Genomic DNA, 11,798 nt, shown 5'->3' on the forward strand with positions numbered 1-11,798 from the left:
CATCATTGGTCATTAAGAAACGGGCAATTAATCTAATATTAGACACTGGAACGGTGTTGTCTGACGATGGAGTACTACGAACTAAGTCAGATAGTGGACGTGGAGGAAATCGTAAGACTAGCCGAGCAAAAAGCTCGACTAGCAGTGTCCAACGAAGCGTCAAAAAAGAAAGGTTAGTAGCTTAGGCTACTATCTTGGAAGCTCGTTGCCTTTAGGCACGAGTAGTTCACTTTTCATAAATTTATCCTTCGTTGTAAAACTTAAGCTTTAACAGGTCAGATGTATTGAGGTTTAGATCTGGCCAATAATTTCAATACATTAAGATCAGCAACGTTACTCTAACTCTGTATATCGTTTTAAATCAGTAAGCACATTGCTATGGTCATACAAGTATGTCTTAACGTAATTTTGCATATGTTCTGACCACGTTGAGAAACGTTTTTCGAAAAGCGTTCTGTTATAGATATATGCAGACAAATAACTATGCTTTTTAAAGTGACATATTAAATGAGATACCAGCGCATAATCAGGACCACTTAAATGAGAACTTGGTTTATGAAAGTACTCTTGATACTTTTTGTTTTCAGCTTCGGCCTTCTTTTTATGATTCAGGGCGCTAACAAAGCGTTCTAAATGATAAAAGCGGTCTGGTAAGTGATCATAATTCTCTGCTATGTACGTTTTGACAGCCGTTTGATTCAAGTAACTAAATTCTTTGTTACTATGAGTGTCAATTAAATACTCATCTAGAACAGAGTGTAAAAGCTTTAACTCAAATTCATCAACGCGATTGGTTAAAGTATCAAATGGGACTCGTTCAATTAGTTTATTTTCAATTAAGAATTGATAAACTTTATTCTTACTATCTAGTGGCATGAAGTTGATTTCATTGAGAGCTTCAACATCGTCGCAGTTTTCAAGAGGATTAAAAAGCACATCTTCAGTTAATACAGTTTTTTGGCCATTAATGTTGAATACATACATGCCGCCAAATAATGTCGTGTAATAATTTTCGCGTTTGTATGTGAGTTTTTGTGGCACCGGAGTGTTCTTGATAATATTTCCGCAATCTTTCGATAGTTCGATAATTTCATTAAGTAACTCATCGTTCTTCCAGTTACCTTTACAGAAAACAGAATTAACCTTTTCTTCGCAATTTTTTGATTTTTCTACAATGCCTTTACTTGTTTCAGCTGAAATGTAAATCGTGTCGGAAATAAGCATGTCTAAAACATTTTTAGCTTTGAATTGCTTATTGTCTAGTTCGCCAAATACAACATCACTTGCGGTCAAACTAGTAAGGGCTTTTTTATTGTCTCTATAGAAGCTTTTAAGCATGTGCATAGAGCTTGAGAAGTGCGTTCTAGCGATATCAATTTCAAGCTGCTTCATAGTAATAAGGATGAAGCGTTTATTTACGCCATGAATGTTTAAATAATCATAATTACCTAATTCATCAGCAACTTCAGGTGAAAAACCTGCACAGTCAATGTGAAAAGAACTTAAATTAGTAACTTCACCGGTAAGGTGTTTTAATGCACGATTGTATCTTTCGATTAGAAAAGGTGATTTTACTTCGATTAGATTGCCGTATTGAAACACAATGTCATTAAAAACATTAATCATTATATATAGACCTTATTAATTATATGGGGATTCGGATTCTTATATAGGACCGTATTTATCTCGTTGTGAATCCACACATTGCTCAAAGAACTCAGCGTACATGTTATCCCGAATGCCCGTTTTATATATTGCTAATACATGGGTCTCTTCCAAATGGAAGGCTTAAAGTTGTAATAAGAAATCAAGCAAAGGCATTGTAAGCCTTTGCTTGTCAGTGAAGCTAAACAATAATGACTTTATTGTTTATTAATAGCTTCTTGCGCTTTAATGCGAACATTATGATCACGAACGTACTTATCAACTTCAGCTTGATCAGAATTTGCAGAATAACGGAACTCTGAATCTGCATAACGATGAAGTTCTTGTAGTAAAATAGTAGGGGTAACCGTACCAGCTTTACTACTGATCATTTCTAATTTTTCATCGTATGATTTATTCATGAAAGTGTCGGCAGTTTCGAACCATTCATCAGGTAAATCAATATCCATAGCACGTAATTTCGCAGCGTCGGCGATGTTTTTAATTGCACGGCCTGTAAAGCGGGGTTCAGCTTCTTTGATCATGTTTAGGTAACGACCAAATTTAGCTAAAGTGTCGATTTCACCAAGTTCTGAGATGGCTTTATCATAAATAGCCTTTAACTCCTTAGTTTCTGGAGTGTTATGCACTTCATATGATGTTTCAATCGCACCCTCGATCTGTTGTGTCGAGAACAAATCAGCATCACCTACTTCAATATTAGAGCGAGACTGCACTAGTAAAGCTAACAAGTCAGTATAGTCGGCCACAGTTTGAGGACCATCAACTAAGTAACGAGCAGAACATCGTTGGCGAAGTGCATCATCTACATTTTCAGGGTAGTTGGTAAACATACCAATAGTGGCATTGCCGTTAATTACTGTGTTGGCACCAGCAAGTGATTCCATTAATACCGCAGTTACTTCTTGTTGGCCACCTGAGCTTTGCTTATCACCACGTTTACCTGCGATTTGGTCAATGTCATCGACAGTACCAAAACCAATAACGTTAGGATTTAAAACATTATTAATGAATTGCTTCGCATTCTGACCAGATTTACCTTGAAAACTATCAACTTGATCAATCGAGAAGTTTTCATAGTAAAATTCACGACCAGCGATTTGACAGTAGTCATTCAATAAGCCACACAACATCTGAATTAACGTTGTTTTACCAGTACCCGGCGCACCATCACCCATAAATGTAAAGATAAAACCACCAAGCTCAACAAAAGGGTTCTTGCGTGTTGCTGGGTCATAACACATCATCATTTTTGCCAGTTTTTTCATTTGGTATTTAGCGATTCGGTTACCAATCACTTCTTCAGGCTTTTTAAACTGCATTGTTAGTGATTGCTTTCTAGCGCCACCAGCTAATTCAAAACCATTGATATCAAAATCTAGCATTTCAGAGCGGTAATGGTTGCCTGTAAAGCTCTCTGTGAAGCTCAAGCCGATTTCGAATGTTCTTAGTGATTCGATATAAGATAATGCAGCTGCTTTAATTGCAGGGCCCAAATTAACATCATCAGTAACACATTTAAGGATCACTTCATTTAAATCGTACAAAAATGCTTTAGTGCTTGTGCCGCTATCCATAAGAACAGGTTTAGATAACTCAACAGCTGATAAATTGGCTTGACCGTTATCTAGTTTAGCTTGAACATAATTGGCAACTGTAAATACCGCAATGTAGGCATGTGTTGTTTTTAGTTCAATGAACTTGTTTTTTTGGTCACTGTTTAGGATGCCTTTGCTGTTATCGAGCAATAGCTGGCCAAACCCAGAAATATCTTTATAAGTGTCAATAACAGCAGCAGCTAAAGCTAGACCTTCCTGTAGGACAGTTACTACATGATGCTGCTTATCAGTCATCAAAGGGTTATCTTCAGTAATACTCTTGATATTTTCAAGAATAGAAAATGATGTTGAGTGACCATGAGATGAACCAGAAACAGGACGTCGGCCAATTCGTGGACTGTTGTTACTTGAAGCTGGCGCATAGTTTGAACTCACAAGCGCATTATATGCGTTCTTAAGATTTTCGCGTACTTGACTGTCTTTAATTTGACTTTGATTTACAGACATAAATGTTCCTTAATTTATTTAAATATGTTGTGTTCAAAAAACCATAATCTCGCCATCATCATCGACAACGTATTTTTGATATTTTGATAGGAAATTATCATCACATTCAGACAGTGTCTGGTATGAACTGTATGGTAAAATAATTTTTTGCAGTAGATTAGTTACACCGGCCTCACATAAGTCAGGACGAAGTCGGTCTAACTTATATTCAGTTTTCTTATTGTTCTTAAATAATCCAATATCGACAGAGAAATTTTGAACATCTAAGTACTCTATGGTTAAGCAGGCAATGGCAGGGGAGTTTTCACCACCATCTAATAACATTTCAACTTCATTACGATGATTAGTCACACCACTAATAAAGTTTGGCCCAATCACAACGCGAGTCATCTTAATCGGTCTTAGCCATGGAAAATAATCATCTAAAGATGAAAAAATCGTTATTAATTTAAGCTCAGAAGAAATTCGTTTTGTTAGCATTTCTTGTACGAGATTACTGCGAGAAATGGACTCTTCTTTGTCCTCAGTATTAGTGTGAAATTCTACGATATAGCAGACTGGCATTTTAAGTGAAGTGTCGAAATGAGACACAAACAACTCAACATGGCCTGAATCATCACCATTTGTGTTAATGATAGGGCTATTATTCAATAAAAAGCATTCATGCTCTAAGCAAATCTGCTTATAGAACGAAAATGAAATTGCCGATTGCAGTCGTTTACTGATGCGCTTTTCTTCCATTGCAACCGTAACAAGTTTACTAATGAGCGTATCGCGGTCATCATTTTTCTTGTAATTCGCAAATTCATTTTGAATATCAAGTTCAATTTCTCGAAAATTTAAGGTACTTGGATATCCTGAATTGTCGCGCTCAACTGCCAATTCAGAAGGAATATTGTTAACTGAATGAGTGTAAGCGTACTTATATCGCAGGGCGTTTAATGAATTACGTACAGATACTAAAACGCGACCAAAATAGTCGTCGTAACGAGTCGAGTGGATTAGGCCATTTTCAGTGCATTTTGTTACGTATATTAATAAATCCAGACTCTTCTTGATTCTATTAAAGTAACTTTCTTGCTCTTCAAACGTTTGAAATTCATGATTTGATGTATTATTCATAGTTAAACTTATTAAATTAATTAGCTAAGCTTTACGCATATTGGTAGTTCCACATACACATACCTAAAATCTTTATTATCTTAGGTATAGGCAGTAAAAAAGGCTACATTAGGAGTATGTAGCCTTTGACCATAACAAACGGGAATTAGTGAATGTACGACTCGTTATCGTGTTCGTCAGAAACTTTACCGAAGCGACGATAGAACATTTCATCAGCACGAGCTTTAGCTTCGAGAACATCATTGGCAGATTTCATATTACCTTTATGATCTTCCATCATTTCAGCTAACGCATTTGATGCCGCAGAACCGATTGAAGCATGCATAGTTTGAACAACTTTATCTGTTTCAGTACCAATTTTATTGATGGCATGAGCCGTTTCTTGTTGCTCGGCTGTTTTAAGGCTTACTTCAAGAGATTGATAAAGAACTTCACGTTGCGCTGTATCCGTTTTAAGCTTTTGGATCATTACTTTTTGTGCAGTGATTTGATTGTTTAAGCTATCAACGTTTGATTCATTAAGCTTAACGTAGCGCTCTAATGTCATCGATTGGTTTACTAACACAGCTTCTGAGTCTTTATAGACATTTTCTTGCTTAATTAATTGATTCAACTCAGTATCAAGTTGAGTACGTTCAGTTGTATTTTCAGCACTTGAACGTTTAAGTTCAAGTTCTTCGATTTGTGGTTGTAGCTTTTCAATTTCGACACGAACGTTTTCAAGCTCAGATGTTACTGTTGCACGAGATTCTAGGGTTTTTTCTAAATTGCTTTGGCCAACAGTCGCTTCCGCTTCTAAGCTTTCTAATTGCGACTGTAATAGTACTGTAATGCTATTAGATTGAACAATAAGGTCTTGCAGGTTCTGTTTGATTGATGCGTTAGAGATACGCTCTGAACGCATTTCATTTGCTTTTTGATTACTAAAAAAACCGATAAACTTTTCTTTAGCGGTCAACTGGCGCATTGAAGAAAATTCTTCACCGAACTGATTTGTTGTTGTGTCCAATGAATTGATTAGGCGAACCATGTTGTTATTGAGTGCGTTTTCTGCATCTTTAACACCACTAAGAGACGCATTTTCAAAATCAGTATTGAACTTGTCCATATCTTCGATTTTAAAGCCAGTATCATTTAGCGTCTGATAAAGTGAATTCGAAGCAGCCAACTTGGCTTGGCGCTGTTCACTTTGTTTAGCCATTGCTTGCTCAGCAGCTTGAAGCTGTGAGTTCATTTGTTGAGAATCAAACATTTATATTCCTCGTACATGTCATAGTAAATCTTACGAATGGTTAGTTTAGGGTGTGAAAGATAAAAGTCAATTAATATGTTAACTATTTCACATTAAAAAACCTTTATCTTTTTAGGTTGGTATTAGCCTAGCATTTCCAAAAATTCAGCTTCTGAAATGATTTGGATCGGTTTACCTTTTGACTGCAAATCTTGCGCCTTAGATAACTTTGAACCCGCCTTTTCACCAGCTAATAAATAGTGCGTTTTAGCAGAAATAGAACCACTCGCTTTACCACCAGCTGCCATCACTTTGTCTTTTGCTTCTTCACGGCTGAATGCTGTGAATGAGCCCGTGATAACGACTGTTTTATCTTTAAAGACTTGAGGCAAGTTACTTTCTTCGATTTCAGGCCAGTTCACGCCACTTTCAATGATTTCGTTGATAACTTCTATATTGTCAGGAGATGAGAAATATTCTTTTGCATTTGTTGCCATCACAGTGCCGAAATCAGGCAACGCTAAGAAATCTTCATAACTTGCATTTAAAATATTATCTAGGCTTTTGAAATGCTTCGCCATAGTAATTGATGCTGAACGTCCGACTTCACGAATGCCTAACGATGCTAGGAATTTAGGTAGAGTCGTCGTTTTAGATGCATTGATAGCATCGATAACCTTCTGTGAGCTTTTCTCTAAATAACCATCGAGTTCCATAATGTCTTCTTTGGTTAATTTATAGATATCTGATAGACGGTTTAATTTACCTACAGCATGTAATTTTTCGATTAGCTTATCGCCCAAGCTTGAAATATTCATTCGTCCATCACGGCTCGCGTAATGAATAATCGCCCCAGTAACTTGCTCAGGGCAGCTATTTTGACCTGTACAGCGGTAATTTGCGCTATCAAGATCTTTTTTAACTAACGAATTACATGAAGGGCAGTGGGTGACCATTTTAATTTCTTCAGTACCGATACTTTCAAGTACAGCGCCAACAGCTGGAACAACATCACCCGCACGGAACACTGATACTCGGTCACCAATTTTTAGACCTAATCGCGCAATCTCATCCATATTATGTAAACTGGCGCTCGACACATTCACACCACCTACAAACACGGTCTCTAAGTCAGCAACCGGTGTTACTTGGCCAGTACGTGCTGTTTGGAATTTGACACCTTTTAAGATTGTGTCTTTCTCTTCTGCCGGGAACTTAGCCGCCGTAGCCCAGCGAGGAACACGAGTAATGAATCCAAGTTTCTCTTGCTCTTTGAATGAATTTAACTTGATAACCATACCGTCGATATCAAAATCAAGTTTTGCTCTTTTTTCAATTAACTTATGATAATGCGCTACGATCTCTTCAGTTGTATTGCAAGCAATCGTATCTTCGCTTAACTTAAAGCCAAATTCGCGTAGCACGAGTAAAGAGGCTAAGTGATCTTCCGCTAATGGCTCACTAACTTTACCAACACCATAAGTAATAAAATCAAGGTTACGCTCAGCTGTAATTTTCGGATTTAATTGGCGAACACCACCAGCGGCGGCATTACGACAATTAACTAGTGGTTTCTTACCATTCGCGACTGCTTTTTCATTGAATTCAAAGAAAGCTCTCTTTGGCATAAACACTTCACCACGAACTTCTAGAAATTCAGGTGCGTTATCAATAAATAACGGAATGCTTTTAATTGTTTTAATGCTATGGAGCACCATTTCACCAACTTCACCATCACCACGAGTAGTTGCAGTTTTTAACTGGCCATTAAGGTACACAAGACTCATCGCTAAACCGTCAAGTTTCGGCTCACACACAAATTGATATTGTAGTTCACATTTACTGTCGCCCAGCGCAGCAAGTGTTTTGGCAACAAAAGATGCAATGTCGTCGTCATTAAACTCATTATCCAATGAAAGCATTGGCTGTGGGTGAGTATTTTTTTGAAATCCACTTACGGGCAACTCGCCTACTCGTTGTGTAGGGCTGTGCGGGAGAATAAGTTCTGGATGTTCAGACTCTAGTGCTTTTAATTCATGAAACACTTCGTCATACGTCGCATCACTAACTAAAGGATTATCATTAACCCAATATGCATGTGACCATTTATTAAGTTTTGCAACATATTCTACGATTAAGTCTTGTGGTGATTTCATTTTATATAAGTTCCTTATTGAAGTTTAGGTTAATTTACCACACAAAAGTCACAATTAAAAGATATTTAAGTATTTTTGCAATAAAAGATAAAATCTTTTTCGGTTTTACTGAAAGTTATTGACTGTTTAGAATAAAGTACTAATTAATTAAGGTATTTTATATGTCAGAGTTGAAATCAGATTTAGAAAGGCTACTGAGTGGCCTAAAGTTACCAAGCGAGCGTTATAATTTTATTCATTCAAAACTAAAGCGTGTTTTCTTTTATGGCGGCTTTATGGGCTGGGCAAGAAAGTATTATGAAAAGCAGCTTAATAGTGAAATCAGTGCAGAAACAGAAAATATTTTGCTCAACTACAAGGGGCAAAGTGACCAAATTGTTGAGCAGATTTCTGGAATGTATGCAGAAAAGAATCAATCCGAGCAAAGCGTTTTGTTTTACGAATTACCTTCGTTATTTTTAAAGTACGATCGTGTATTTTCTGAGCCTGAATTAAATGAGGCCGTAGAAACATTAAAGCAAAACCTAAAATGCCTCAATACTGTTAGGCGAGTTCGAGTAACTATGCTTATTGCTAAGTTTGCAGAACAAAGTAACTCTCAAAACCGTAAACACAAAGCCGGTGAAGCAACTGCAAAAACATTGGAAGCATTATTTAGAAGCGAACAATGGCGCCGTGGTATAGAGTATGGACGCGACTTTATTTTTGCCAATGAAAGAACCGACTTTACAGTACCTCATTGTAAAGATTATGAATCACATAATGTTAAGGCATATATAGCGATTCAATCGAGTACCAATGACAGAGCACGAATGTCGATGCCTAAACTGCACTTTGGAGCTAAACGATACCTTTGCTCACTAAATGGTTGCGATTCTTCATCAAAAGATACATCTCAGATTAGTGACGCATTAGCTAGAAGCTTTCGCGAGAATGAAATCTATTATGTAATTATTGAAAAAGAGCGAACGAAAGCAATTTCGGATGCTAAGCAACGTATTTTGAAACATATGGGCACTAATAGTATAAAAGAAATTAATGCTCGAAAAAGACTTGAGTGGCTTGAGAAGTTTACATTAAATTATGATCAGTTCTTAAAAGAGTTGAAAGAACTTTAGTCTTTAAATTAATTAGCAGGGAAAGGTCTTTTAACGAAGACCTTTTTTGTTTGGTGTGAGCAGTACTTTCCTTGATTATACTGTTGTTTTTCATTTGTGTTTATCATACTTATCCTAATTTAAAATAGGGGGTAAACAAAAAGGCCAATAGCTTGCGCGAATGGCCTTTACAGTATGTTTCAGTAGCTAGCACTAGGGTTGCTTTGTATTGTCAGAACCTTTTGCTGTTACCTTTATCTCTAGCTTTCTTCTTACTAAAAAACACATTAAACCTATTGAGTTTGATACTAACAAAAATGATGAGATTTGAGCATACTCAGCTGTTTTTATAAAAAGCTCAAAATTAGGCTTTTGAGCAAGGTAAATTACAATTGAACACGTGCATAAAACAACTAGCAATTCGATGACTTTACTTATGTTTATGAACATAAAAATCTTAACCCTTAGTATTTGTTAAATTTTAAAAAATACAGTTTGTACAAGCTTTAAGCATTGATTTAATCACAACCTGAGCCCGAACCTGAGCCGCCTGAGCTATCGCTAAACGTACTTGAGTCACCAGAACCACTGTTAGATGAAGTGCTGCTACTATTATCATTAGATGAACTTCCACAAAGCTGAGTTGAATCTAGGCTGGCAGTAGGTCTATTTCGTGTGTCATCGTGTTCAGAACTTTCTATATCTGTTATTGAAGATCCACCTAAGCTAAAGTCATCACCCAAACCCTGAGTTCTTTTTGTCGAGATTGAAGAGAAATTTCGTGGCTTAGCGCTACTTGCGAAACTTTTAGATTTTGATAGCTTAGCTTTGGTGTGGATTCCAATATTTAAAAAAATGAATAATATAACAAAAACGATTCCCGCTGATAGGTAAAGGTACATCTTATCTGTTGATCCAAAATAAGCCTGACTTTCTTCGGGAGGAAGCGTGTAGAAAATTGCATACGCATAAATTGTTGCTAAAACAAGACAAATTAAACTTATTATCTTTAATAACCTGAGCATAATCGCACCTTAATTAGAATTGAAAATTGTTACTTGGGTTGCACAGCTTTTTTTCTAAAAGCGATGATTTCCTTAGATTTAATCTTATATATGTAGATTAAATTTATAGCAACTGTACTAAAAGTAAACATATAGCTAAATAGCTTATCTGGATTGTAAATTACACCAATCCCAAACAAAATCAAGTTACATACAAAAATGGCTAGTAATGCACTTTTGCATCGATGGTCAGTAATTGTGCGCATTAGGTGGTTAAACTGAACACGGATTTCAAATACGACCTTTCGCATGCTGAATTTTGTTGTGGGGTGCTTATGTTCTAGAATTAGCCTTAGGCAGTACCCAATAATCATATTGGTTGTAATAAAAGAAATACCTAAGATAAAATACTTAATCATAAAAATCTCATAAATTAGTTAATATAACTTAAATATAAGCGCAAAAAAAAGATATTGCAAGAGCTTATTTTGGGACTTAATCTAATAGACAAGATCCAGCTTCGCATGCTGCATCTATAAAACACGCCTTATCTGAGTTTTTGTTATCTTTATTTCTAGATTTTTCCTGAATGTTTTTGTATGCAATATCACAAAGTTTTGTCTCAACTTTATAGGCTTTATACCACTTAGAAACAGGGAGTTGCGAAACGTGATTTAAAACCCTTTTTGAACAAATGTTCGCCACATTCTCGCCTGCTTTAGCTGCGAGTCAAGGCGAACGGTCTTGACTTTAATGGAGTAGGGATTATTATGTACTGTATATACATACAGTTAAATAGTGGGCGATTTGTTAACCGGTATTCGTTTTCGTGCCAACCCAACATCATATCAAAAACTGGTTTTAAGCCAGTGGATGGGATGTGCGCGTAGCATTTGGAATGCCAAAGTTGACGAAGAAAAATATTTCCGCACCTTTGCACGTAAGTATTATCCAACGGGCACTTATGCTCCAATTGACCAGAAAACATCACAATTCAAGTCAAAAGAGTTAACCCCTTGGCTGTATCAATGCCCTAGTCAGATCATCCGAAACAGCGCAGTTAACTGGTATCAGACTTACCAAAAATTCATGAAAGGCATATGTGGGCGACCTAAGCGCAAACCTAAAACTGACCGGGGTAGTATCTACCTTACTCGTGAGGTGTTCCGTTTTGACCGTTGCGAAGATGGAAACTTACGACTATTTATCGGCACGAAGACTAATAATATTGGTTACTTATCCTTTAAAGCGCATGGCAAGTTCGAGATCCCAAACTCGCTATATGTGCGCAAAGAGCGTGGTCAATATTATGTATCTTTCTGTTATGAAGACGGCAATAGCGAAGAAGAACTTCCTAGCAATGCTGAACACCTGTCCTTTCTTCAAGGCTCGACAAGAGAGTATCTGGAGGAAAATACTATTGGTGTAGATCGTGGTGTTGCCATTCCTGTTCACGC

Annotated in this window: 9 protein-coding genes; 3 read left to right on the plus strand and 6 right to left on the minus strand. The window is 36.7% G+C overall.

Features of this window, described 5'->3' with window-relative positions; all coding sequences use genetic code 11:
* Positions 1–185, plus strand: a 185-nt coding sequence (locus L1267_RS22825; protein WP_442960578.1) for a hypothetical protein, incomplete at its 5' end; no start/stop codon positions are given.
* Between the two features lie 148 nt (positions 186–333).
* Here L1267_RS22825 and L1267_RS22830 read toward each other — a convergent pair.
* From L1267_RS22830 to ligA, 5 genes are all read right to left on the minus strand, one after another.
* Positions 334–1,626 (minus strand): DUF6638 family protein, encoded by a 1,293-nt coding sequence (locus tag L1267_RS22830; protein ID WP_235384297.1) that lies wholly within the window; start codon positions 1,624–1,626, stop codon positions 334–336.
* 236 nt (positions 1,627–1,862) lie between these two features.
* Positions 1,863–3,731 carry an AAA family ATPase gene (locus tag L1267_RS22835; protein ID WP_235384298.1) on the minus strand — a complete coding sequence of 623 codons (1,869 nt, stop codon included), beginning with the start codon at positions 3,729–3,731 and terminating at the stop codon, positions 1,863–1,865.
* Between the two features lie 33 nt (positions 3,732–3,764).
* Positions 3,765–4,853 (minus strand): hypothetical protein, encoded by a 1,089-nt coding sequence (locus L1267_RS22840; RefSeq protein ID WP_235384299.1) that lies wholly within the window; start codon positions 4,851–4,853, stop codon positions 3,765–3,767.
* A 145-nt stretch (positions 4,854–4,998) separates the two neighbouring features.
* Positions 4,999–6,105, minus strand: a complete 1,107-nt coding sequence (locus L1267_RS22845) for a hypothetical protein (RefSeq protein ID WP_235384300.1) — start codon at positions 6,103–6,105, stop codon at positions 4,999–5,001.
* Between the two features lie 122 nt (positions 6,106–6,227).
* A complete protein-coding gene (gene ligA / locus L1267_RS22850) occupies positions 6,228–8,240 on the minus strand; it encodes an NAD-dependent DNA ligase LigA (RefSeq protein WP_235384301.1) in 2,013 nt (670 codons plus the stop codon).
* A gap of 161 nt (positions 8,241–8,401) precedes the next feature.
* On the opposite strand from ligA, the gene L1267_RS22855 reads away from it, so the two are divergent.
* On the plus strand, positions 8,402–9,358 hold the full coding sequence (locus L1267_RS22855; protein ID WP_235384302.1) for a hypothetical protein: 957 nt from the start codon (positions 8,402–8,404) through the stop codon (positions 9,356–9,358).
* A gap of 497 nt (positions 9,359–9,855) precedes the next feature.
* On the opposite strand, the gene L1267_RS22860 is transcribed toward L1267_RS22855, so the two are convergent.
* Entirely contained in the window at positions 9,856–10,362 is a 507-nt protein-coding gene (locus tag L1267_RS22860; protein WP_235384304.1) for a hypothetical protein, read from the minus strand.
* Positions 10,363–11,139: 777 nt separating this feature from the next.
* Between L1267_RS22860 and L1267_RS22865 the strand changes: the two genes are divergently transcribed.
* Positions 11,140–11,798 (plus strand): RNA-guided endonuclease TnpB family protein (locus L1267_RS22865; RefSeq protein WP_235384305.1); only part of this gene is annotated, 659 nt, incomplete at its 3' end.

Origin of the sequence: Pseudoalteromonas sp. OFAV1 (assembly GCF_021532595.1) — a bacterium.
In the GTDB taxonomy this organism is placed as follows: Bacteria; Pseudomonadota; Gammaproteobacteria; order Enterobacterales; family Alteromonadaceae; genus Pseudoalteromonas; species Pseudoalteromonas lipolytica_C.

Excerpts from the sequence above, each read along its gene's own strand:
- L1267_RS22830 (WP_235384297.1), bottom strand. The coding sequence starts at position 1,626 with ATGATTAATGTTTTTAATGACATTGTGTTTCAATACGGCAATCTAATC.
- L1267_RS22835 (WP_235384298.1), bottom strand. The coding sequence starts at position 3,731 with ATGTCTGTAAATCAAAGTCAAATTAAAGACAGTCAAGTACGCGAAAAT.
- L1267_RS22840 (WP_235384299.1), bottom strand. The coding sequence starts at position 4,853 with ATGAATAATACATCAAATCATGAATTTCAAACGTTTGAAGAGCAAGAA.
- L1267_RS22845 (WP_235384300.1), bottom strand. The coding sequence starts at position 6,105 with ATGTTTGATTCTCAACAAATGAACTCACAGCTTCAAGCTGCTGAGCAA.
- ligA (WP_235384301.1), bottom strand. The coding sequence starts at position 8,240 with ATGAAATCACCACAAGACTTAATCGTAGAATATGTTGCAAAACTTAAT.
- L1267_RS22855 (WP_235384302.1), top strand. The coding sequence starts at position 8,402 with ATGTCAGAGTTGAAATCAGATTTAGAAAGGCTACTGAGTGGCCTAAAG.
- L1267_RS22860 (WP_235384304.1), bottom strand. The coding sequence starts at position 10,362 with ATGCTCAGGTTATTAAAGATAATAAGTTTAATTTGTCTTGTTTTAGCA.